The 23272-nt window shown below is 62.8% G+C and carries 18 protein-coding genes and 1 tRNA gene; 12 read left to right on the plus strand and 7 right to left on the minus strand.

Features of this window, described 5'->3' with window-relative positions; translation table 11 throughout:
- Positions 1-319 precede the first annotated feature (319 nt).
- A tRNA-Cys gene (locus ABIB24_RS24815) sits at positions 320-393 on the minus strand.
- A gap of 154 nt (positions 394-547) precedes the next feature.
- Positions 548-1567 (minus strand): protease SohB, encoded by a 1020-nt coding sequence (sohB, locus tag ABIB24_RS24820; protein ID WP_023662815.1) that lies wholly within the window; start codon positions 1565-1567, stop codon positions 548-550.
- Between the two features lie 197 nt (positions 1568-1764).
- Between sohB and ABIB24_RS24825 the strand changes: the two genes are divergently transcribed.
- The 4 genes from ABIB24_RS24825 to ABIB24_RS24840 all read left to right on the plus strand — a co-directional run bounded on the left by ABIB24_RS24825 (position 1765) and on the right by ABIB24_RS24840 (position 4937).
- On the plus strand, positions 1765-2475 hold the full coding sequence (locus ABIB24_RS24825; RefSeq protein WP_075045628.1) for a histidine phosphatase family protein: 711 nt from the start codon (positions 1765-1767) through the stop codon (positions 2473-2475).
- A 56-nt stretch (positions 2476-2531) separates the two neighbouring features.
- Positions 2532-2849, plus strand: coding sequence for an SCP2 sterol-binding domain-containing protein (locus ABIB24_RS24830; RefSeq protein WP_003257405.1), 318 nt, complete (start codon positions 2532-2534; stop codon positions 2847-2849).
- A 216-nt stretch (positions 2850-3065) separates the two neighbouring features.
- On the plus strand, positions 3066-4133 hold the full coding sequence (locus ABIB24_RS24835) for a phosphotransferase family protein (RefSeq protein ID WP_085590812.1): 1068 nt from the start codon (positions 3066-3068) through the stop codon (positions 4131-4133).
- Positions 4134-4169: 36 nt separating this feature from the next.
- Entirely contained in the window at positions 4170-4937 is a 768-nt protein-coding gene (locus ABIB24_RS24840; RefSeq protein WP_354317448.1) for an SDR family oxidoreductase, read from the plus strand.
- Here ABIB24_RS24840 and ABIB24_RS24845 read toward each other — a convergent pair whose 3' ends face one another.
- Together ABIB24_RS24845 and ABIB24_RS24850 are read right to left on the minus strand one after the other, a co-directional pair.
- Positions 4938-5759, minus strand: coding sequence for a class I SAM-dependent methyltransferase (locus ABIB24_RS24845; protein ID WP_274079863.1), 822 nt, complete (start codon positions 5757-5759; stop codon positions 4938-4940).
- A gap of 214 nt (positions 5760-5973) precedes the next feature.
- Complete coding sequence (locus ABIB24_RS24850) at positions 5974-6324, minus strand: hypothetical protein (RefSeq protein WP_016498900.1); 351 nt, start codon at positions 6322-6324, stop codon at positions 5974-5976.
- 114 nt (positions 6325-6438) lie between these two features.
- Between ABIB24_RS24850 and ABIB24_RS24855 the strand changes: the two genes are divergently transcribed.
- From ABIB24_RS24855 to ABIB24_RS24875, 5 genes are all read left to right on the plus strand, one after another.
- A complete protein-coding gene (locus ABIB24_RS24855) occupies positions 6439-6729 on the plus strand; it encodes an RcnB family protein (RefSeq protein ID WP_061551178.1) in 291 nt (96 codons plus the stop codon).
- A gap of 126 nt (positions 6730-6855) precedes the next feature.
- Positions 6856-7050 carry a hypothetical protein gene (locus ABIB24_RS24860; RefSeq protein ID WP_085590806.1) on the plus strand — a complete coding sequence of 65 codons (195 nt, stop codon included), beginning with the start codon at positions 6856-6858 and terminating at the stop codon, positions 7048-7050.
- A 74-nt stretch (positions 7051-7124) separates the two neighbouring features.
- Positions 7125-7508: a glycine zipper domain-containing protein gene (locus ABIB24_RS24865; RefSeq protein WP_025339704.1), complete on the plus strand. Its 384-nt coding sequence runs from the start codon at positions 7125-7127 to the stop codon at positions 7506-7508.
- A gap of 227 nt (positions 7509-7735) precedes the next feature.
- On the plus strand, positions 7736-9565 hold the full coding sequence (locus tag ABIB24_RS24870; protein WP_075045632.1) for an SLC13 family permease: 1830 nt from the start codon (positions 7736-7738) through the stop codon (positions 9563-9565).
- A gap of 139 nt (positions 9566-9704) precedes the next feature.
- On the plus strand, positions 9705-11129 hold the full coding sequence (locus tag ABIB24_RS24875) for a GGDEF domain-containing protein (RefSeq protein WP_354317457.1): 1425 nt from the start codon (positions 9705-9707) through the stop codon (positions 11127-11129).
- Position 11130: 1 nt separating this feature from the next.
- Here the strand turns inward: ABIB24_RS24875 and ABIB24_RS24880 are convergent, their stop codons facing one another.
- Positions 11131-11892: a sulfite exporter TauE/SafE family protein gene (locus ABIB24_RS24880; RefSeq protein ID WP_025339707.1), complete on the minus strand. Its 762-nt coding sequence runs from the start codon at positions 11890-11892 to the stop codon at positions 11131-11133.
- Positions 11893-11989: 97 nt separating this feature from the next.
- On the opposite strand from ABIB24_RS24880, the gene ABIB24_RS24885 reads away from it, so the two are divergent.
- Positions 11990-12895 carry a LysR family transcriptional regulator gene (locus tag ABIB24_RS24885; RefSeq protein WP_085590798.1) on the plus strand — a complete coding sequence of 302 codons (906 nt, stop codon included), beginning with the start codon at positions 11990-11992 and terminating at the stop codon, positions 12893-12895.
- A 603-nt stretch (positions 12896-13498) separates the two neighbouring features.
- Here the strand turns inward: ABIB24_RS24885 and ABIB24_RS24890 are convergent.
- Positions 13499-13852, minus strand: a complete 354-nt coding sequence (locus ABIB24_RS24890) for an SH3 domain-containing protein (RefSeq protein ID WP_354317453.1) — start codon at positions 13850-13852, stop codon at positions 13499-13501.
- Positions 13853-14060: 208 nt separating this feature from the next.
- On the opposite strand from ABIB24_RS24890, the gene ABIB24_RS24895 reads away from it, so the two are divergent.
- Together ABIB24_RS24895 and ABIB24_RS24900 are read left to right on the plus strand one after the other, a co-directional pair.
- A complete protein-coding gene (locus ABIB24_RS24895) occupies positions 14061-15104 on the plus strand; it encodes an alpha/beta fold hydrolase (protein ID WP_354317455.1) in 1044 nt (347 codons plus the stop codon).
- 294 nt (positions 15105-15398) lie between these two features.
- Positions 15399-15584 (plus strand): hypothetical protein, encoded by a 186-nt coding sequence (locus ABIB24_RS24900; RefSeq protein ID WP_025339711.1) that lies wholly within the window; start codon positions 15399-15401, stop codon positions 15582-15584.
- A 333-nt stretch (positions 15585-15917) separates the two neighbouring features.
- On the opposite strand, the gene ABIB24_RS24905 is transcribed toward ABIB24_RS24900, so the two are convergent.
- The gene (locus tag ABIB24_RS24905) at positions 15918-23231 is read right to left on the minus strand and encodes an immunoglobulin-like domain-containing protein (RefSeq protein WP_354317456.1); all 7314 of its coding nucleotides are present in this window, start codon (positions 23229-23231) and stop codon (positions 15918-15920) included.
- Positions 23232-23272 lie beyond the last annotated feature (41 nt).

The raw sequence follows: 23272 nt of genomic DNA on the forward strand, positions 1-23272 counted from the left end.
GTTGCTTGTATGTGAGAAGTGCCAGCAGCATGGATGATAGACAGAAGCTGGACGTTTTGACCTTGGCATTGCGGGCAGCAGATTGCGTTATTGCTCACCACGTATTCATTCCTTTGAGGGGTGAAAGGCGAGCATTCTAAGGCAATTGCATACATCAGCGCACTATGCGACTTTATCCGAACGCTATTCACGACCTACCAGGCCCACAACCAACCCGACCCTCCATCCCATCTGTGTGCCTGCAGTTTCGGAACTCGTAGTTTTTTCCGACCCACAAAGAAAAACCCCGCAGACCTTAATCTGCGGGGCTTTCGAATGGTGGAGGCCGAGGTCGGAATCGAACCGGCGTAGACGGATTTGCAATCCGGAGCATAACCACTTTGCTACTCGGCCTCAAAGGTCGGATCTAGCAGCTTGCGCTTCGCTATCTCCTTGAAACGCTGAACCTTTTTCAAAGTTTGCTGCGTTTCGATGGGCGCCATTATGTCTTCATTCTTTTAAGCTTGCAACCCCCTGAACGAAAAAAAATTTCAACGGGTTCAAGGTGTTAGCGCAGGCGGCCGAGTTTACTCCACAAGCCCACCACTGTGTTCTCCACGGTGCCACTGGCAGCCATCCCGATTCGCTCCTGCAGGCTCTTGCGTTCGGCGTAGTGCAGGTGGAACAGGTTGGCGTTGCGCGCGCGTTCGCTGAGGTACTCGTCGCTGGTCTGCAACTCGTCCACCAGCTTGCGGTTGAGTGCCGCGACGCCCAGCCAGACTTCGCCGGTGGCCACTTCGTCGATGTGCAGCTGCGGGCGATAGCGGGCAACGAAGTCCTTGAACAGCTGGTGGGTGATGTCCAGGTCTTCCTGGAACTTCTCCCGGCCCTTCTCGGTGTTCTCGCCGAACACGGTCAGGGTGCGCTTGTATTCACCGGCGGTCAGCACTTCGAAATCGATGTCGTGCTTCTTCAGCAGGCGGTTGACGTTGGGCAGCTGCGCCACCACGCCGATGGAACCCAGTACGGCGAACGGTGCGCTGACGATCTTCTCGCCGATGCAGGCCATCATGTAGCCGCCGCTGGCGGCCACCTTGTCGATGCACACGGTCAACGGGATGCCGGCCTGGCGAATGCGCGCCAGCTGCGATGCGGCCAGGCCGTAGCTGTGCACCAGGCCGCCACCGCTTTCCAGGCGCAGCACCACTTCGTCACGCGGGGTGGCGAGGGTCAGCAGCGCGGTGATTTCGTTGCGCAGGCTTTCGGTGGCAGAAGCTTTGATGTCGCCATCGAAGTCCAGCACGAAGACCCGGCCCTTTTCCTCGGCCTTGCCCTTCTTCTGCCGCTTTTCCGCCTTGGCCTGCTGCTTGCGCAAGGCCTTGAGCTGGGCCTTGTCAAGCAGGCCGGATTCCAGGCGCTCGCGCAGGTCCTTGTAGAACTCGTTCAGGCGAGTGACCTGCAATTGCCCACCCGATTTGCGCCGCCCCTTGCCGCGCAGCCCGGCGATGGCCGACAGCACTATCAGGATGGCGATGACCAGGGTGGCGGTTTTGGCGAGAAAGCTTGCGTATTCAGCAAGAAACTCCACGTTGACTCCTTAAAGACTTGCGCCACTACGGCGCGTAACTGTAGCAAGCATACCGTTGCGCCTGAGGTGCTGCCAGCCGTGGCAAACGCTGGCAACACCTTTCAAACAACCTTTTCAAACGCTTGTATGTTTTTTCGTTGACAGCCCGTGTGCCGCATCCTAACCTCGCAGCAACCTCCAACAGGCCGGAACCTTTCGTGGGCAACCTCTACCTGATCCGACATGGCCAAGCCTCCTTCGGCGCCGATGACTACGATGTCCTCTCGCCCGTGGGCGTGCGCCAGAGCCAGGCCCTGGGTGAGCACCTGGCCCAGCTCGGTGTAAGGCTGGACCGCTGCGTGGCAGGCGACCTGCGCCGCCAGCAGGATACCGCGCGCCTGGCCCTGGATGCATTGCACGCCAATGGCTGCCCGGTGCCGGCTGTTGAGACCGATGCAGCATTCAATGAGTTCGATGCCGATGGTGTGATCCGCGCCTTGTTGCCCGGGCTGCTGCCGCAGGAGCCCGACGCCCTGCACATCCTGCGTAATGGCGCGCAGCACCGCAGCGAGTTCCAGCGCCTGTTCGCACTGATGGTGCAACGCTGGCACGATGGCGAACATGCCGACGATGGCCTGGAGACCTGGCAGGCGTTCACCGCCCGCGTGCAAGGCGGCCTGCAGCGTGTACTGGATGCCGCCGGTAGCGGCGACAATATCGCCATCTTCACCTCGGGCGGCACCATTGCCGCCCTGCTCCACCTGGTTACCCGTATTACCCCCGGCCAGGCGTTCGCGCTGAACTGGCAGATCATCAACACGTCGCTCAGCCAGCTGAAGTTCCGCGGCCGCGACGTGGCACTGGCTTCCTTCAACAGCCAGGCCCATGTGCAGCTGTTGAGGGCGCCGGAGCTTGTCACCTATCGATGAGCCCGGCTTGTTGTGTCCCTGCGGGGACGTGTAAATCACTCTATAAGGAATGCGCCATGACCTCCGTAGCTGATGCCGTCAAAAAGATGCAAGAGAAGTTCAACCCATCCGCTGCCGCCGGCCTGGACCTGGTGTTCGGCTTCAACATCACCGACGAAGACAAGCACTACGCGCTGATCGTCAAGGACGGCACCTGCGATCTGCAGGAAGGCGAAAACCCGGATGCCAACTGCACCCTGGTAATGGACAGCGAAACCCTGAAGGGTATCGTCAGCGGCGAAACCGACGGCATGCAGGCATTCATGGGCGGCAAACTGCGCGTTGAAGGCGACATGATGCTGTCGATGAAGCTCAGCGAGCTGTTCCCGTCCTGAGGGCTGGAAATAGCGGATGATCAAAAAACCGAAGCCTGACCGGCTTCGGTTTTTTTTTGCCCGCCTGTTCGGACCCTATCGCCGGCAGTCGCTTCATCAAGGCAGTTGATCAGGCAGCAACACCCTCACCTATATGGCATCTGGCACGCTTGTCCCATTCCCCGGCGGACCATTAGATTAGCCAATAGTCCTTGCGATCGAGAATAAGGAAAACGCATGACGCTCACCGACCAGTCCACCCAGGTACGCCCCGGCGAAGAACTCGACGCGGCTGTCATCGACCCTTACCTCAAAGCCAACATCCCCGGCCTGGATGGCCTGCCGAGCATCAGCCAGTTCCCTGGCGGCGCCTCCAACCTTACCTACCTGGTCAGCTACCCGGGCCGCGACTTCGTGCTGCGCCGTCCACCGTTCGGGCAGAAGGCCAAGTCGGCCCACGACATGGGCCGCGAGTTTCGCATCCTCAACCAGCTCAACAGCGGCTTCCCCTACTGCCCCAAGGCCTATGTGCACTGCACCGACAGCAGCCTGATCGGCGGCGAGTTCTACGTGATGGAGCGGGTCAAGGGCATCATCCTGCGCTCGGACATCCCGGCCGAGCTGGACCTTGACGCCAACCGCACCGAGGCCCTGTGCAAAAGCTTCATCGACCGCCTGGTGGAACTGCACCAGGTGGACTACAACGCCTGCGGCCTGGCCGACCTGGGCAAACCGGAAGGCTATGTGCAGCGCCAGATCGAGGGCTGGACCAGCCGCTATGAAAAGGCCCTGACCCCCGACGCCCCGCGCTGGGAACAGGTGACCGCGTGGCTGCACGAGAAAATGCCCGCCGACCACCCGCGGCCCGGCATCGTGCACAACGACTACCGTTTCGACAACGTGATCCTCGATGCCGACAACCCCATGCGCATCATCGGTGTGCTGGACTGGGAAATGGCCACCCTCGGCGACCCGCTGATGGACCTGGGCAACAGCCTGGCCTACTGGATCGAGGCCGACGACCCGGCGCCGGTGCAGCTGATGCGTCGCCAGCCGAGCAACGCGCCGGGCATGCTCACCCGCCGCCAGTTCGTCGATTACTACGCCGAGCGCGCCGGCATCCGCCTGGACAACTTCGATTACTACTATTGCTATGGCCTGTTCCGCCTGGCCGGCATCGTCCAGCAGATCTACTACCGCTATTACCACGGCCAGACCCAGGACAAGCGCTTCGCCCAGTTCATCCACATGAACCGCTTGCTGGAGCAGATGACCTTGCAGGTCATCGCCAAGTCCAGCCTCTGAGCCCCGACCTCGACGACGGATAACAAGGAAAACAGCATGTCCAAGACCCACCTGTTCGACCTCGACGGCAAGATTGCCTTCGTTTCCGGCGCCAGCCGTGGCATCGGCGAGGCCATCGCCCACCTGTTGGCCCAGCAAGGTGCCCATGTGATCGTGTCCAGCCGCAAGCTCGACGGTTGCCAGCAGGTGGCCGATGCCATCATCGCCGCCGGTGGCAAGGCATCGGCGGTGGCCTGCCACATCGGTGAACTGGAGCAGATCCAGCAAGTGTTCGCCGGCATCCGCGAACAATTCGGGCGGCTGGACATCCTGGTCAACAACGCCGCTACCAACCCGCAGTTCTGCAACGTGCTGGATACCGACCCAGGAGCTTTCCAGAAGACCGTGGACGTGAACATCCGTGGCTACTTCTTCATGTCGGTAGAGGCCGGCAAGCTGATGCGCGAGCATGGTGGCGGCAGCATCATCAACGTGGCTTCGATCAACGGGGTTTCGCCCGGCCTGTTCCAGGGCATCTATTCGGTGACCAAGGCGGCAGTCATCAACATGACCAAGGTCTTCGCCAAGGAATGCGCGCCGTTCGGGATCCGCTGCAACGCCCTGCTACCGGGCCTGACCGACACCAAGTTCGCCTCGGCACTGGTGAAGAACGACGCCATCCTCAATGCCGCGCTGCAGCAGATCCCGCTCAAGCGCGTGGCCGACCCCGAGGAAATGGCCGGCGCCGTGTTGTACCTGGCCAGCGATGCTTCCAGCTACACCACCGGTACCGCACTCAATGTCGACGGTGGCTACCTGTCCTGATCAGGCTTTTACTGCAACCAGGGTGTAGCTCAGGGGTAGGCGTGCGGGCTGCTCGCGCAGGCGATATTCACCGTCGTCGCCCTTGACCATCTGCCCCGGCAGCGCCTCCCAGGGGATGCTCTGGTGCTCGACCAGGGCGGTCAGTTGCAGGCCGTGGGCCAGCAAGGCGCTGATCACCTCGCCCAGGCCGTGGTTCCACTCGTGGGTTTCAGTGTGGGAAAGGCGCTGCTCGGTTTCGACGTAGGTCTGGTCGTTGTGCCAAACCGTCGGCTCTTCGTGCTCGAAATACGGGTATTCGAGTTGCAGGCGGTCCTGGTGGTCTTCGTTGATTGCCATCAGCATCGGGTGCCCGTCGCGCAGGAACAACCGCCCGCCCGGCTTCAGCAGGGCCGCGACTGTACGCGCCCACGGCTCGATGCGAGGCAGCCAGCAGAGCGCGCCGATGCCGGTGTAGACCAGGTCGAACGTGCCGGCCGGCAACACCTTGTCGGCGTCGTAGACATCGGCCTCGACATACGCGATGGGTGCCGCACAGCGCTGGGCCAGCGCCCGCGCCTCGACCAGCGAAGCCGCGGAATAGTCCAGGCCACAGACGTTGGCGCCAAGGCGCGCCAGCGAGAGGGTATCGGTACCGATGTGGCACTGCAGGTGGACGGCGTTGAGCCCGTCGATATTGCCAAGCAACGGCAGGTCGAAGCGTACGGTTTCGGAAAGGTGTTCGGGATGCTGGACGAGCCGTTCGACTTCGTAGTCGTTGGAAGCAGCGTGCAGCGGGGCACGTTCATCCCAGCTGGCGCGGTTGAGTTGCAGTGAGCGGTCCATGGTGTCTTCCTTGATTCGTGGGGGCTCATGCTAGCCTCCACCAATCTCCCTGCGACACAAAAGCCTTGCTAAAAATTGTAATGCTGGTGCGGTCCCTGTGGGAGCGGGCGTGCCCGCGAAGAAACAACGCGGTGGCTGGCACCGGCTACGCCGGTGTTCGCGGGCGCGCCCGCTCCCACACGACCCCACAGAGCCCCTGCCAAGTCGCCAGCCGTTACAGGCAGGTCGCCGCCGCCGCCCGGCGCTGCAAGGCCACACCGTCGTTCTTCTGCGCGTAGTAATCCACCCGCGCCCCACCCGCCTGCGGGTACACATCCACGAACGCCTCGGCTTCACGGGTATACACCGTGAACCCACCCTGCTTGCGTGGTTCCAGATAACCACTGGCGTCGTCGCCGAACACCTTCTCCTCCTGCCAGCTGAACTGGATGCACTGGGCTACCAGTTCCGGCGCCTTGTGCGAGTCGAGCTGCGCGGTCGGCTTGCCGCCGCGGGCCGTTTCCATGGTCGCAGAAGCACAACCGACCAGCATCAGCGCCGCGGCCATCGGCAGAATCGCACGCATGTTCCATCCTCAGGGTAAAAAAGAAGGCGACTCTAGCACTGGCAAGCATCGCGAGTGAATTGTCACGCGCAGGTGGCTGTCGCAGATAAGGCATTCCGCCACAAGGAGAACGTCATGAAATTGCACTACCTGCTGTTCGCCGCCCTTCCCTGCCTGCCCCTCGCTGCCACCGCAGCCCCCTCCGGCGAAGAAAGCATCACCGCGCCAGAAACCCACAACCGCGAGCTCAAGGTCGGCGACAAGGCACCCGACCAGTACAAACGCGATGACCAGGCAATCAAGGACTGGAAAACCAAGGGCCTGCCAGCGCCGGAAAAGGAGAGTCACTGGGTAGACATGGGAGGGCGCTACGTGCTGGTGCAGATCACCAACGGTGTGGTGCTGGCAATTCAGCCAACCCACTGATTCCACATTTTCCCCGCCGCTCATCGCTGGCACGACAAATTTTTGCCTGCCAGCGAAACCAAATGGATCCTTTCCAGTCTCAGAGGGTGTGCCGTAAACCTTTGCGGATCAAGGACCTATATCGTGATGACCCGTCTTGCAAGCCTTTCGCTGATTGCCGTTGTCCTGCTGACAGCAGGGTGCCATAGCCATCGCTACCATGACGACGACGATGGCTGGCGTGACCGTGATCGCGATCGTGGCCATCGCCACCACCATCGGCATGACCGCGACGACGATGATGACAATCGTCAATACCGTGGTGACCGCTACTACCGCTGAAGCGTCTTTTTCAACCCTGGCCCGCCGCCCGTTGCGCGGCACCTTAACCTGATGATTCCTTTGAGGTTCGTATCATGCGTCTGACTCTGCCTTCCCTTGCCCTCGGCCTGCTGCTGTGCCAGGGCGCTTTCGCCGGTGACGGTACCGCCGCCATTGGCGGTGGCCTGGGTGGTGTTCTGGGTAACGTTGTCGGTCAACAGATCGGCGGCAAAACGGGGGCGGCCATCGGCGCCGGCCTCGGCGGCGCAGCCGGCAGTGCGGTAGGTGCACGCAAGGGGAACCGTACCGAAGCCGCCATCGGCGGTGGCTTGGGCTCGGCCGGCGGTTCGCTGCTGGGCGGCGCGGTAGGCGGCAAGACCGGCTCCACCGTGGGCGCTGGCCTGGGTGGCGCAGCCGGTGGTGCCATCGGCAACCACCTGGGCGACAACAACGGCAAGCACCGCCGTCACCGTCACTGATCCGGTGACCTGAGGGGCTGCTGCGCAGCCCATCGCCGGCAAGCCAGCTCCCACCTCGACCGCATTGACCTCAAGGCATGCGCAGTCATTGTGGGAGCCTGGCTTGCCAGCGATGGGCCGCCTAGCGGCCCTTTTTGTTGCAGCACATCAATACCCCCTTCACCGCAATCCGGCACACTGGCTGCTACTGTCTATCGTGCCCCCGTGTGAAGGAACAACCCCTGCCCATGAACCAAGAGCTGCTCTGGGTCCTCGGCCTGCTGGCCATCGTCATCACCCTGTTCGTCATCAACCGTCCGCGCATGGACGTGGTCGCGCTGCTGGTGATCCTCGCCCTGCCGCTGTCAGGCATCCTCACCGTGGAGCAGGCGCTGGCCGGCTTCAGTGACCCCAACGTGGTGTTGATCGCCGCCCTGTTCGTGATCGGTGAAGGCCTGGTGCGCACCGGCATTGCCTACCGTATCGGCGAATGGATGAGCGAGCGGGCCGGCAACAGCGAGGCGCGCCTGCTGGTGTTGCTGATGGTGGCCGTGGCGGGGCTGGGTTCGATGATGAGCTCCACCGGCGTGGTGGCCATTTTCATTCCGGTGGTGCTGAGCATCGCCGCACGCCTGCAGCTTTCACCCGCCCGCCTGATGATGCCGCTGGCTTTCGCAGGCCTGATCAGCGGCATGCTCAGCCTGGTGGCCACACCGCCCAACGTGGTGGTGCACAGCGAACTGGTGCGCCATGGCGAAGCGGGCTTCAGCTTCTTCAGCTTCACCCCGTTCGGCCTGGTGGTACTGGTGCTTGGCATCGGCTACATGCTGCTGACCCGGCACTGGCTGAATGGCGAAGTGCGCAAGGACGGCCGCGTCGAAAGCCGCCGCACCCTGCTGGACCTGGTGCTGGATTACAAGCTCAACGGCCGCGAACGGCGCCTGCGCATCCGCCCCCACTCGCCGCTGATCGGTCATACCCTGGGCGAGTTGGAGCTGCGCACCCGGCATGGCGCCAACGTGATCGGTATCGAACGCCAGCACAAGTTCACCACGCGGGTGATCGCCGCCGACTCCAGCACCGTGCTGCACCAGGGCGATGTGCTGCTGCTCGACCTGTTCGCCAACCGCGACGACCTGCGCAGCCTGTGCCAGACCATGCAACTGGAGCCACTGCACTTCAAGGCCGCCTACTTCATCGACCAGTCCCAGGAGCTGGGCATGGCCGAAGTATTGCTGCCACCAGGTTCGAAACTGCTCGGCAAGAGCATCCTCGAACTGGCTTTCCGCACTCGCTTCGACCTCAACGTGGTGGGCTTGCGCCGCGAGCAGGTGGCGATCGAAGAACAGCTGGTGGAAGAAAAGCTGCGCCTGGGCGACACCTTGCTGGTAGTCGGCCCGTGGAAGGCCGTGCGCCAGTTGCAAGGCAAGCCCAAGGACTTCCTGGTACTGAGCCTGCCCGCGGAAATCGACCTGGTCGCGCCCGCCCGCACCCGCGCACCACAGGCGCTGCTGAGCCTGGCGGTGATGGTCGGGCTGATGGTCAGCGGCGCGGTACCCAATGTGATTGCCGCGCTGATCGGATGCCTGCTGATGGGCGCAGGCCGCTGCATCGACATGAACAGCGCCTACCGGGCCATCCACTGGCAAAGCCTGGTGCTGATCGTCGGCATGCTGCCCTTTGCCCAGGCACTGCAGAAAACCGGCGGCATCGACCTGGCAGTGGGCGGCCTGGTCAGCGTGCTGGGCGGTGCCGGCCCCAGCGCCATCCTCGCCTGCCTGTTCGCGGTCACGGCGGTGATCGGCCTGTTCATCTCCAACACGGCCACTGCAGTACTGATGGCCCCCGTGGCCGTCAGCACCGCCACGCAGCTGGGCATGTCGCCCTACCCGTTTGCCATGACCGTGGCGCTGGCCGCCTCGGCGGCGTTCATGACGCCGGTGTCATCGCCGGTCAACACGCTGGTACTGGGCCCGGGACAATACCGCTTCGCCGACTTTGTCAAAGTCGGCGTGCCGTTCACCGTACTGGTGATGCTGGTGACCGTGTTGATGGTGCCGTGGTTCTTCGGGCTGTGAGGTGACACATCTCGAATGAAGGCAATTTGGCATTATCTCGACCGATCGCGGCAGATTGACATCAAGTCCTCTGACGAAACACACTTATGCGCAATTGCCCCAGGTGCTTCAAGCCGTTGTCCTGGATTTCGTTTCCGCTTTGCCGGTCGAGCCCATGGTTTTTCCAGCCCAATCGCGCTTGTTGCACTACGTCGTTCTACTCGGCCTGACCTTCGCCCTGACGCTGGGCGGCATCCTGGCCCGCCCGATCGAATCCCTGTCGCTGTTCTGGCCGGTCAATGCGGTATTGGCCGGCGTGCTGCTGCGCTACCCCCGCCAGGCCACGCTGACGGGCTTTGCCCTGGTCTGGCTGGCCATGGTCGGCGCCGACCTGCTGTGTGGCAGCGCCTGGGTACCGGCCCTGTGGTTCAACCTGTGCAACCTGGGCGTGGTGGTCACCCTCTGGCTGCTGCTCTCGCGCTTGCCGCGCCTGCACCGGCGCATGCGTACCCCCCACGGCGTGCTCAGCGTGTTCGGCGCCTGTGCCGCCGGGGCGATAGTGGCGGCCAGCATGGCGGCGGCAATGGCCGCGCCGTGGTTCGAACAGTCCTTGCGCGCCACTTGGCTGGCCTGGTTCAGTGAACAGTTCTCGACCAGCGTGCTGGTGCTGCCAGTGCTGCTGACGGCGCCCTCGGCGCGATCCCTGGTGCGCGGTGGCGCCCAGGCCATCCGCCTGGCGCCGTTGTTGATGCTGCTGGTCTCGCTAGCGTCCAGCATTGCCTTCGGCGGCCCCGGGGCCATTGCCTTCCCGATTGCCGCGCTGCTGTGGTGCGCCTGGACTTACTCACCGTTCCTGGTCTCACTGCTGACACTCACCGCCGGCAGCACGCTGATAGTGGCGGTGGCGCAAAACCTCATGCATTTCAGCGTGCCGCAAAGCGAGCCCGGGGTGACCACGCTGATGTCGGCGCGCCTGGGCATCGCCATGCTGGTGCTCGGGCCGCTGGTGGTGGCCTGCGTCAGCCAGGCCAACCGCAGCCTGATGGCCCGCCTGGCGCATCAGGCCACCATCGACCACCTCACCGGCGTGTTCACCCGCAGCGCCTTCACCCGCCGCGCCAACGCGCTGCTGGAAAGCCGCCAGCAACACGCCCAGGCGCTGCCGCTGACCCTGATGATGCTGGATATCGACCACTTCAAGTCGATCAATGATGCCCACGGCCATGCGGTCGGTGACCAGGTGCTGCGCCAGTTCGCCGGCACCCTGCAGGACCAGCTGCACGATGGCGAACTGTTCGCCCGCCTGGGCGGCGAGGAATTTGTCGTGATCCTCCCAGGCCTGGCACCAGACCGGGCCAGGTTCACTGCCGAACGCCTGCGCCGCGCCGTGCAGGACCTGCATGTGGTGCAGGCCGACCAACACCTGCAAATTACCGTGAGTATCGGCCTGGCCGGTTGTGCCGCCGACATGCCGGCCCCCACCCTCGACGAACTGCTGGCGCGCGCCGACCAGGCGCTGTACCGAGCCAAGGCCCATGGCCGCAACCGCGTCGAGCAGGCCGAGCCGCAACGCCAGGTGATGTGAACTAGCCGGCCAGCAAGTCCCACGTCAACTTGGCGATCAGCACGCACAACAGCACCAGGAACAGCCCGCGTACAAAGCCCGCGCCCTTGCGCACCGCCAGCCAGGTACCGGTCAGCGCACCGAGGATATTGCACGCCGCCATGGGCAAGGCGATGGCGTACAGCACGTTGCCCGATGGCACGAAGAACACCAGTGCCGCCAGGTTGGTGGCGATGTTCACCACCTTGGCCGATGCCGAGGCGTGCAGGAAGTCCAAAGCGAAGAAGCGGATGAACAGGAAGATCAGGAAGCTGCCGGTGCCCGGCCCGAACAGGCCATCGTAAAAGCCGATCGCGCCACCGATCAGCACCGCCAGGCACTGCTCCTTGCGGCCGATCCTTGTGGGTTTGTGCAGCGTGCCGAAGTCCTTCTTGCAGAAGGTGTAGATGGCCATCAGCACGATCAGCACCAGCACCGCCGGGCGCATCACGCTGGGCGGCACCAGCGACACCGTGGCGGCACCGGCGAACGACATGACAAAGGCGCTGAGCGCGGCCGGCACGATCAACCCCCAGTCCAGCGTCACCCTGCGGATGAACGAACGCGCAGCGAAGGCCGTGCCGCACACCGACGCCAGCTTGTTGCTACCGAGCAATGCCGCCGGTTGCGCGGTGGGCAGCACGTTGAACAAGGCCGGGATCTGGATCAGCCCACCGCCACCCACGGCGGCGTCGATCAGCCCAGCGGCGAAGGCGAACACGGAAAGCACAGCGATATCCATCATGACGCGGTTCCAGGCAGTGAAGACGCTGCAAGGCTAATCAAAGTGCCGCGCTTGTGTTGAAATGCCACATTGCAAAAACTGCAACGAGGAGCAGGCAATGGCATTGGACATGCTGCGGGAAATCCAGGCGTTCGTCAGCGTGGCGCACAAGCGCAGCTTCGTCGCCGCCGCACGCGCCCTGGGGCGCTCACCCAGCGCGGTCACCCGCGCGGTACAAACCCTGGAAGACAACGCCGGGAGCAAACTGCTCAACCGCAACGCCAATGCCGTGACCCTGACCGAAGCCGGCGAGCGCCTGCTGCCACACGCCGAACGCTTGCTGGATGTGCAACGTGATGCCGCCGACGAACTGGCCGCGCTCAGCGGCAGTGCACAAGGCTGGATACGATTCGCCGTGCCGCAGGTACTGGGTGAACATGTACTGCCCCAGGTGCTGGCCGAGTTTTCCCGCTGCCACCCCCAGGTAACCCTGGACGTGCAGTACAGCGACGGGGCCCTGGACCCGCTGCAAGGCAAGTTCGACTTCGTGGTGCGCGGTGCCTTTCCGCAGTCGAGCGAGCTGATCGGCTACCCGCTGTGGGATTACCAGCGTCACCTGTATGCAAGCCCTGAATACCTGGCACTGGCCGGCACGCCACAACAACCCGAGGACCTCGAAGGCCACGCGCTGATCCTGCACACTGCCCCTCGCATCCTCAAGGCCTGGCACTTCTGCCGCGACGGCCAGATCACCAGCCTGCGCCCCAGGCCCAGGCTGCGCCTGGACTCAGGTGACGCGGTGTACCACAGCACCCTGGCCGGCGCCGGTATCGCCCGCCTGGCCGCCTGGGTCGGTGAAGCGCAGGTCAAGGCCGGGCGGCTGGTGCGGGTATGCCCGCAGTACCGCCTGACTTCCAGCAACGGCCAGGACCCGCAGATGCATGCCGTGTACCCCGCCGGCGAGCTGCCGGCGCGGGTACGCGACCTGCTGGCTGCCCTGCGCCGCGCCGGCCTGGCCTACTGAAACAACGCCCTGAAATGGCTGTTCAAATTCTGCTCAATTTAACAGAGCCCGCCGCGGGCCTGGCTTGCAGCACTTTATCCACAGACCTACCCACGTTTTTTGTGGACAGTTTTCCCAGTGCAAAGAACGACTTATCGTACAAATCGGTAGGGTGAATCGGCCAACAATGAAGAGGAATGGGCCCGCCCGAAGGACAGGCAGGCCGCGAGGGATATAGGTGGTTAACGTCAGCTTGGCGGAATGGTGCCAAGAATACCGATCAGAATGGTCAGCAGCAGAAAACCACCCAGGAATAGCGCGAGCTTGCCCATTGGAACCTCTACAAGTGTGATGCGGGAATGGGCATATTGTCGGGCTTGGGCTGATACCGTTACAGATTCAGGTTTGGGGAAAAAAAGCGGATCAGATGTGAAGACTGGCCCTCTCTCCAATTGAACCGGGTCACGTGTAGGAGCGGCCTTGTGTCGCGATGGGCTGCGCAGCAGCCCCCCCAAGGATCTCAATGTTCAAGCACAAATTACTGGGGCTGCTGCGCAGCCCATCGCGACACAAGGCCGCTCCTACACAAAGCCGTGCCCGGTTGCAGGCCGAGTTTGCGGCATATCAGGTCAGCTGCTGAAGCTTCTGCGCAGGCAACCAGCCGAACTCATCGCTGCCGTGGCGCCTGCACCAGACCCAGCCATTGAGCGGGCGCACCATCTGCACCAACTGCCCCGGGTCGGCATCCAGTTCATGCGCCGAGTAGTGGTCCAGCGCCCTGCCCTGGCACACGCTGAGCCGCTCGATCAATTGGGCCGGCACCCAACCGGGCTCCTGGCCGGTGCAGCTGCACAGGTACCAGTCCTGCCAACCTGGCTCGCCCTCGTAGCGTGGGCCAATGTTCAGCAAGGTGCCCTTGGCGAAGCGGATGGGCCGCGGGTACTCACTGCGGTGAGGTTCAATCACAACGTAATGCATGGGCCTCTCCTTGGCCGGGAAAACTTATCGATCGTAGCAGAAGCGGCAAAACCCGCTGCCAGCCGGTGTTTGTATCTTCATGTGTACAAATTGAGACCTGATACACAAGAACGTTTCCTGCAGGCCGAGCGGACACATCCGCGATACAGCCGTCATCTTTACTGGCACCCATCAACCTGCACCGATGGCTTCGCCAAGGAGATGCCCAATGTCTGCCCGCCACTCGACCACCGCCCTGCCACGCCGCTTCAGCCGTACGCTGCTCGCCTGTGCCCTGCTGCCACTTGGCCTGCTGGCGGCGAACATGGCCACGGCTGCACCACTGCAGGCCCAGCCAGCCGCCACAGCGGCGGATAACTTCGGCCCGCTGAAACACGTCAACGCTGGCGTGCTCGATGTGGCTTACGTAGAGCAAGGCCCGGCCGATGGCCCGGTGGTGATCCTGCTGCATGGCTGGCCGTATGACATTCACAGCTTCGAACAAGTTGCACCCGCCCTGGCGGCAAAAGGCTACCGGGTGTTGGTGCCCTACGTACGTGGTTACGGGCAGACCCGCTTCCTGTCTGCGGCAACCCCACGCAATGCCCAGCCCTCGGCGCTGGCCAGCGACGTGATCGCCTTCATGGACGCGCTGCATATCCAGCGTGCCGTGCTCGCCGGCTTCGACTGGGGCGCACGCACCGCCGATATTGTCTCGGCGCTGTGGCCAGAGCGGGTAAAGGCACTGGTATCGGTCAGCGGCTACCTGATCAGCAGCCAGGAAGCCGCCAAGGCCCCCCTGCCTCCCAGTGCCGAGTTGCAGTGGTGGTACCAGTACTACTTCGCCACCGCGCGCGGCCAGGCCGGCTATGAAAAGAACCGCCATGCCTTCGCCAAGCTGATCTGGCAAACCGCCTCGCCCAAGTGGGCCTTCGACGACGCCACCTTCGAGCGCAGCGCCAAGGCCCTGGACAACCCCGACCAGGTGGCGATCACCGTGCACAACTACCGCTGGCGGCTGGGGCTGGCCCAGGGCGAAACGCGCTACGACCCGCTCGAGGCCAAACTGGCCAGCTTCCCCAGCATCGGCGTACCGACCATCACCCTGGAAGGCGACGCCAACGGCGCCCCGCACCCGCCGGCCGAAGCCTATGCGCAGCGCTTTACCGGCAAGTACGAGTACCGGCTGATCAGCGGCGGCATCGGCCACAACCTGCCGCAGGAGGCGCCGCAGGCGTTCACCCAGGCGGTGGTGGATGCGGACCACCTGTAGCTTGCGAGGCGGCAATTGCTACATAAGGTTTCGAAAGGAGCGGCAGGCCCTGGTTTGAGCCGCGTCGAGGGCCTGCATTGTCGAAAACCGATTGTGCCCAGCTATCGCGCGGTGTTGAGGCGAATTTGAAAGACACGATTTGAAATGCGGCTTGTAGGATCTTTTACCTCGCAACGTAGGAAGAATCGAAGCAGTGAGATTTGCCTGTATGAAACATCAGTTTCTCCAGCAAATTCGAGCTGCTACGGTCCAGTTTTCCTACAACGGCACGGAAGCCTACAGCGTGAGAAAAGCATGGATCCGTTCAATACCTCGGCCCTGAAGCTGCAGAAGAATTTGCTTAACCTACGCCTTGAGCGTGATCGCCTGAGAAGGGAGGGCAAGGACAAGGAAGCGGACGAACTCGCGGCACCGATCGCGCGGATGGAGGCAGCTATTCAAAAGCTGCCGGATGGCATGAAGCCGGTGACCCTGCAGTAAAACCTGTGGGAGATGTCTAGCGAGACCCGGACTTTGCGCCAAGCCATGAGAGGTGTGTTGCCTGTGCTGGCCCTTTCGCGGGCACGCCCGCTCCCACAGGATCTTCACAGTACTCAAGACTTGCACAGTACCTGTGGGAGCGGGCGTGCCCGCGAATGGGCCAGCACAGGCAGTCGAGTAACTTGAGGGGATTCAACAATAACCACAGAAGACACCTGACTCACCATCGGCAAGACCACTCTGACGGCCTACAGCCTGAGCGTCACGCCCTTCATCGAAACAGGCCGCCGGGGGGAACCCCGCAGCGGCCTGGCGGCCGCCGCGGGGCGTGGCTCATTGCCCGGAGTGGTCGATCTTGATGGTTGGATCACCACCACTGACCAGCGAACTGACCGTGGTGTTCGACCAGTTCACACCTTCAAGCTTGATCGACACGTCAGCGCTGCTGGTGTCACCGCCGGGAGTGAACTTGCCCTGGGTGCTGACCTGCAAGGTCGACTCGCCATCGACCGTGGTGATCTTCAGGTAGCTGTCGATGGACGACAGCGATTCGCCCTGCAGCAGGGCACTCAGGTCCAGGCGGTCGCCTTCTTCAGCATTGAAGTTCCTGACCACGTCATGGCCGGTATCACCTGCCGTCCACACAAAGGACTCGGCGATGCCGCTGCTGCCGGTGACGGTGCTGTCCCCTGCCCCTACGAACAGGATGTGGTTCTCGCTGCCAAGCAGGGATGTGGAGGCGCTGTCCGATGTGTCGCTCGCCATCAGCGACATCGTGCTCATCGACGCCGACGAGGCTGCGTCACCATGGGATGTCACCACGAACGAGCTGCTTGCCGAATCACCATCGTGGTCGGTGCCGATGACATGGACCGTGAAGTTCAGGTCGCTGGCAGGTTTCTCCTCTACATAGGTCAGTTTGGTGAAGGTGGTGTCAAGCGTACTCTTGCTCGGTGCAGCCAGGGTAATCGTGTCGAAGGCGTGCCCGGCAAGGCCCGCGAAATCACTGGCCAGAATCTTTATGGACTCGGAGCCAGAGGTGATGGTGTAAGTCTTCGTTGCTTCATGCACAACACCATTGGCGTCCTTGTAGGAGGCGATGATATTGACGTCACCGCTGACCTGAAGCCGCGCAATGCCTAGCGTGACTTCTTTCATCGAGACGGCGTGCTGCAGGGCATCGGTGAACGCCACGGAGAACTTTTCGTTGGCAGAGAAGTGGTTGTTACCCACCCCCAGCCCATTGCCGACGTTGATCGTCGGCTTCCCTGTAGCACTGGCCAAGGCTTCAAATGTGGCCGTTATGCCACTGTTGAAAGTGACAGGCAGGGTTGAGGTATTCCCGGATTTCAAACTTTCCAGGTTGAACGTATCTCGGCTACCTTCACGCACGCTGTTCTGGGTGACGGTGTAGTGCCCATCCGCTCCCAAGGCAAGCGTGAACACCTTCGTGGTACCGTCGAAGACTTCAACCGTGGTGCCGCTTGCATCCGTTGCCTTGCTGCTCCAGCCCGAAGGCAGGCCAACGATGGTGCCGAACTTCAGCGTGCCCACGCCATCACCGCCCGCCAGGAAGTGAGTGTCGCCAACCGCCGTGTACCCGACAGTGTTCCACATGCCGGCATTGTCACTGGTGGCGAAGGTCGGGCTGTCGTCTTCGACGCTGATCGTCAGCGTGCCAGTCGATGAGGTGCTGCCGTCGAAAACGCTGACACCAACGTTGAGGGACAGTACATCCTCGGCCGCCTGGTTCGGATGGTCGAGCGGCCCCTTCAGTTCCACGATGTAGTTGCCGGCGTTGTCGATCCTGATTTCGATCACATCCTTGCCACCGGCCGTGCCAGTCAGGGTCTTGCCGCCATTGGACAACGCCCATTGCACACTCTGGCCAGAGGACGTCAGCGCTGTCGATGGTGCTGCCAGGCTGACCGAGAGGTTTGCCGACGGCGTATCGATATCGCTGACCGTCAGCTTGCCAGCGTACAACTTGCTGTCGCTTTGGTCTGCTGGTGAACCGACGGTGTCTTTGTTCCCGCCGATCAGCCCCTCCTCGGACACCAGCGCGGCACCCGAAGTGATGGTTGGCGTGGCATTGGTCATGCCCACCGCAACGCTGGCGCCCGGGACCAGGTTCTCGAACACCTTGCTACCCGTGCCATTCTGCGTGATCTGGTCGATGCCCACGGACACGCTGCCACCACCCACGAAGACACCGTCGGGAATGGCACCTTTCACCGTGCCGGTGGTGCTGCCCGCCGCCACCATGATGGTCAGGCCATTGTCCAGCTTGATGGTCAGGCCGCCATGGTTGCTTGCGCTCATGCCAGCCGGCGCTTCCAGATTGACCGTGTAGGTCACCTCCTGGCCCTTGGCTGCCGGGTTGGGCGACGCGCTCAGCACGACCGTCACGGTGTTGATGGTATCGGTGACCGTGAGGGTCGTGGTGGCACTGGTGTTCAGGTTTTCGAAGTTGTGGTTGCCTGCATTTGTCACGCTGATGGTCTGGGTTTCGCCATCACGGAATACGTCATCGCTCTGCGCCACGAACGGCGCGGTGGTGGCGGTGGTGGCGTCCTTGGCGAAGGTCAGGGTCTGGCCGTTGCTCAGGGTGACGGTGAACGCCTGGCCTGCCGGGTGGCTCAGGGTACCGGTGATGGTCGTGGTGTTGCCTTCCTGCACGGCATTGCCGGTGAGGGTCAGCGTCACTTCATCGCCGCCATTCGGCGTGCCCGGGGTGCCAGGGTTGCCTGGCGTGCCCGGCTCGTCGGTGATCTGCAGGGTCACCGGGTCGCCTTTGACCAGGTTTTCAAAGACCTGTTTGCCGGTGCCTTGCTCGGTGATTCCGTTGATGGCGATGCTTGGGGCACTGCTGCCGACATAGACGTTGTCCGCCAAAACACCCGACTGCGAGCCGCTGATCTGCCCGGCGGCGATGTGGACCACCTTACCGTTGCTCAGCGCGATATCGAGACCACCGTGCTGGGTCAAATCGGCACCGGCCGGGCCACTCAGGGTGATGGTGTAGGTCACCGCCTGACCTTCCACCGCCGGGTTCGGCGAGATGCTCAGCTCGGCCTTCACGGTGTCGACGGTATCGCTCACGGTGACGGTCGTGGTCGCGCTGGTGTTCAGGTTTTCGAAGTTGTGGCTACCGGCATCGATCACGCTGACGGTTTGGGTTTCGCCGTCACGGAACACGTCATCGCTCTGCGCCACGAACGGTGCGGTGGTCGCGGTGGTCGCGTCCTTGGCGAAGGTCAGGGTCTGGCCGTTGCTCAAGGTGACGATGAAGGCCTGGCCCGCTGGGTGGCTCAGGGTGCCGGTGATGGTTGTGGTGTTGCCTTCCTGCACGGTATTACCGGTGAGGGTCAGCGTCACTTCATCGCCGCCATTCGGCGTGCCCGGGGTGCCAGGGTTACCTGGCGTGCCCGGCTCGTCGGTGATCTGCAGGGTGACCGGATCGCCTTTGACCAGGTTTTCAAAGACCTGTTTGCCTGTGCCTTGCTCGGTGATTCCGTTGATGGCGATGCTTGGGGCACTGCTGCCGACATAGACGTTGTCCGCCAAAACACCCGACTGCGAGCCGCTGATCTGCCCGGCGGCGATGTGGACCACCTTACCGTTGCTCAGCGCGATATCGAGACCACCGTGCTGGGTCAAATCGGCACCGGCCGGGCCACTCAGGGTGATGGTGTAGGTCACCGCCTGACCTTCCACCGCCGGGTTCGGCGAGATGCTCAGCTCGGCCTTCACGGTGTCGACGGTATCGCTCACGGTGACGGTCGTGGTCGCGCTGGTGTTCAGGTTTTCGAAGTTGTGGCTACCGGCATCGATCACGCTGACGGTTTGGGTTTCGCCGTCACGGAACACGTCATCGCTCTGCGCCACGAACGGTGCGGTGGTCGCGGTGGTCGCGTCCTTGGCGAAGGTCAGGGTCTGGCCGTTGCTCAAGGTGACGATGAAGGCCTGGCCCGCTGGGTGGCTCAGGGTGCCGGTGATGGTTGTGGTGTTGCCTTCCTGCACGGTATTACCGGTGAGGGTCAGCGTCACTTCATCGCCGCCATTCGGCGTGCCCGGGGTGCCAGGGTTACCTGGCGTGCCCGGCTCGTCGGTGATCTGCAGGGTGACCGGATCGCCTTTGACCAGGTTTTCAAAGACCTGTTTGCCTGTGCCTTGCTCGGTGATTCCGTTGATGGCGATGCTTGGGGCACTGCTGCCGACATAGACGTTGTCCGCCAGGTTAGCGGTTTGCGACGCGCTGACCTGGCCCGCAGGGATGTTGATCACCTCGCCGTTGCTCAGGGTGATGGACAGACCACCGTGCTGACTCAGGTCGGCACCGGCCGGGCCACTCAGGGTGATGGTGTAAGTCACCGCCTGCCCTTCCACGGCCGGGTTCGGCGAGATACTCAGCTCGGCCTTCACAGTGTCGACGGTGTCGCTCACGGTGACGGTCGTGGTCGCGCTGGTGTTCAGGTTTTCGAAATTGTGGCTACCGGCATCGATCACGCTGACGGTCTGGGTTTCGCCGTCACGGAACACGTCATCGCTCTGCGCCACGAACGGTGCGGTGGTCGCGGTGGTCGCGTCCTTGGCGAAGATCAGGGTCTGGCCGTTGCTCAAGGTGACGGTGAAGGCCTGGCCCGCTGGGTGGCTCAGGGTGCCGGTGATGGTCGTGGTATTGCCTTCCTGCACGGCATTGCCGGTGAGGGTCAGCGTCACTTCATCGCCGCCATTCGGCGTGCCTGGAGTGCCAGGGTTGCCCGGGGTACCCGGTTCGTCGGTGATCTGCAGGGTCACCGGATCGCCTTTGACCAGGTTTTCAAAGACCTGTTTGCCGGTGCCTTGCTCGGTGATCCCGTTGATGGCGATGCTTGGAGCACTGCTGCCGACATAAACGTCGTTCGCCAGGTTAGCGGTTTGCGAAGCGCTGATCTGGCCCGCAGGGATGTTGATCACCTCGCCGTTGCTCAGCGCGATGGACAGGCCACCGTGCTGACTCAGGTCGGCACCGGCCGGGCCGGTCAAGGTGATGGTGTAGGTCACCGCCTGACCTTCCACGGCCGGGTTCGGCGAGATGCTCAGCTCGGCCTTCACGGTGTCGACGGTGTCGCTCACCGTAACGATGGTGGTCGCGCTGGTGTTCAGGTTCTCGAAGTTGTGGCTACCGGCATCGATCACGCTGACGGTCTGGGTTTCGCCATCCTTGAACACGTCATCGCTCTGCGCCACGAACGGATTGGTGGTCGCGGTAAGCGCGCCCTCGGCAAAGGTCAGGGTCTGGCCGTTGCTCAGGGTGACGGTGAAGGCCTGGCCTGCCGGGTGGCTCAGGGTGCCGGTGATGGTCGTGGTGTTGCCTTCCTGCACGGCATTGCCGGTGAGGGTCAGCGTCACTTCATCGCCGCCATTCGGTGTGCCCGGGGTGCCAGGGTTACCTGGAGTGCCCGGCTCGTCGGTGATCTGCAGGGTTACCGGGTCGCCTTTGACCAGGTTCTCAAAGACCTGCTTGCCTGTACCTTGCTCGGTGATCCCGGAGATAGCAATGCTCGAAGCACTGCTGCCCACATAGACGTCGTCCGCCAGAACACCCGACTGCGAGCCACTGATCTGCCCAGCTGCGATGTGCACCACTTTGCCGTTGCTCAGCTCGATATCCAGACCGCCATGCTGGGTCAGATCGGCACCGGCAGGACCGGTCAGTGTGATGGTGTAAGTCACCGCCTGCCCTTCCACCGCCGGGTTCGGCGAGATGCTCAGCTCGGCCTTCACGGTGTTGATGGTATCGGTGACCGTGAGGGTCGTGGTGGCACTGGTGTTCAGGTTCTCGAAGTTATGGCTACCAGCATCAATCACGCTGACGGTCTGGGTTTCGCCGTCACGGAATACGTCATCGCTCTGCGCCACGAACGGTACGGTGGTCGCGGTGGTGGCGTCCTTGGCGAAGGTCAGGGTCTGGCCGTTGCTCAGGGTGACGGTGAAGGCCTGGCCTGCCGGGTGGCTCAGGGTGCCGGTGATGGTCGTGGTATTGCCTTCCTGCACGGCATTGCCGGTGAGGGTCAGCGTCACTTCATCGCCGCCATTCGGCGTGCCCGGGGTGCCAGGGTTACCTGGAGTGCCCGGCTCGTCGGTGATCTGCAGGGTCACCGGGTCGCCTTTGACTAGATTCTCAAAGACCTGTTTGCCCGTGCCTTGCTCGGTGATCCCGGAGATGGCGATGCTCGGGGCACTGCTGCCCACATAGACGTCGTCCGCCAGAACACCCGACTGCGAGCCACTGATCTGCCCAGCTGCGATGTGCACCACTTTGCCGTTGCTCAGCTCGATATCCAGACCGCCATGCTGGGTCAGATCGGCACCGGCAGGACCGGTCAGTGTGATGGTGTAAGTCACCGCCTGCCCTTCCACCGCCGGGTTCGGCGAGATGCTCAGCTCGGCCTTCACGGTGTTGATGGTATCGGTGACCGTGAGGGTCGTGGTGGCACTGGTGTTCAGGTTCTCGAAGTTATGGCTACCAGCATCAATCACGCTGACGGTCTGGGTTTCGCCGTCACGGAATACGTCATCGCTCTGCGCCACGAACGGTACGGTGGTCGCGGTGGTGGCGTCCTTGGCGAAGGTCAGGGTCTGGCCGTTGCTCAGGGTAACGGTGAAGGCCTGGCCCGCTGGGTGGCTCAGGGTGCCGGTGATGGTTGTCGTGTTACCTTCCTGCACGGCATTGCCCGTCAGGGTCAGCGTCACTTCATCGCCGCCATTCGGCGTGCCCGGGGTGCCAGGGTTACCTGGAGTGCCCGGCTCGTCGGTGATCTGCAGGGTCACCGGGTCGCCTTTGACTAGATTCTCAAAGACCTGTTTGCCCGTGCCTTGCTCGGTGATCCCGGAGATGGCGATGCTCGGGGCACTGCTGCCCACATAGACGTCGTCCGCCAGAACACCCGACTGCGAGCCACTGATCTGCCCAGCTGCGATGTGCACCACTTTGCCGTTGCTCAGCTCGATATCCAGACCGCCATGCTGGGTCAGGTCGGCACCGGCAGGACCGGTCAGTGTGATGGTGTAAGTCACCGCCTGCCCTTCCACCGCCGGGTTCGGCGAGATGCTCAGCTCGGCCTTCACGGTGTTGATGGTATCGGTGACCGTGAGGGTCGTGGTGGCGCTGGTGTTCAGGTTCTCGAAGTTATGGCTACCAGCATCAATCACGCTGACGGTCTGGGTTTCACCATCCTTGAACACATCATCGCTCTGGGCCACGAACGGATTGGTGGTCGCAGTAAGCGCGCCCTCGGCAAAGGTCAGGGTCTGGCCGTTGCTCAGGGTGACAGTGAAGGCTTGGCCTGCCGGGTGGCTCAGGGTGCCGGTGATGGTCGTGGTGTTGCCTTCCTGCACCGTATTGCCGGTGAGGGTCAGCGTCACTTCATCGCCGCCATTCGGCGTGCCCGGCGTGCCAGGGTTGCCTGGGGTGCCTGGTTCGTCGGTGATCTGCAGGGTTACCGGGTCGCCTTTGATCAGGTTCTCAAAGACCTGTTTGCCCGTACCTTGCTCGGTGATCCCGTTGATGGCGATGCTCGGAGCACTGCTGCCCACATAGATGTCATCCGCCAGGTTAGCGGTTTGCGAAGCGCTGATCTGGCCCGCAGGGATGTTGATCACCTCGCCGTTGCTCAGCGCGATGGACAGACCACCGTGCTGAC

It is taken from the genome of Pseudomonas sp. UYEF17, assembly GCF_040546125.1.
GTDB lineage: Bacteria > Pseudomonadota > Gammaproteobacteria > Pseudomonadales > Pseudomonadaceae > Aquipseudomonas > Aquipseudomonas putida_Z.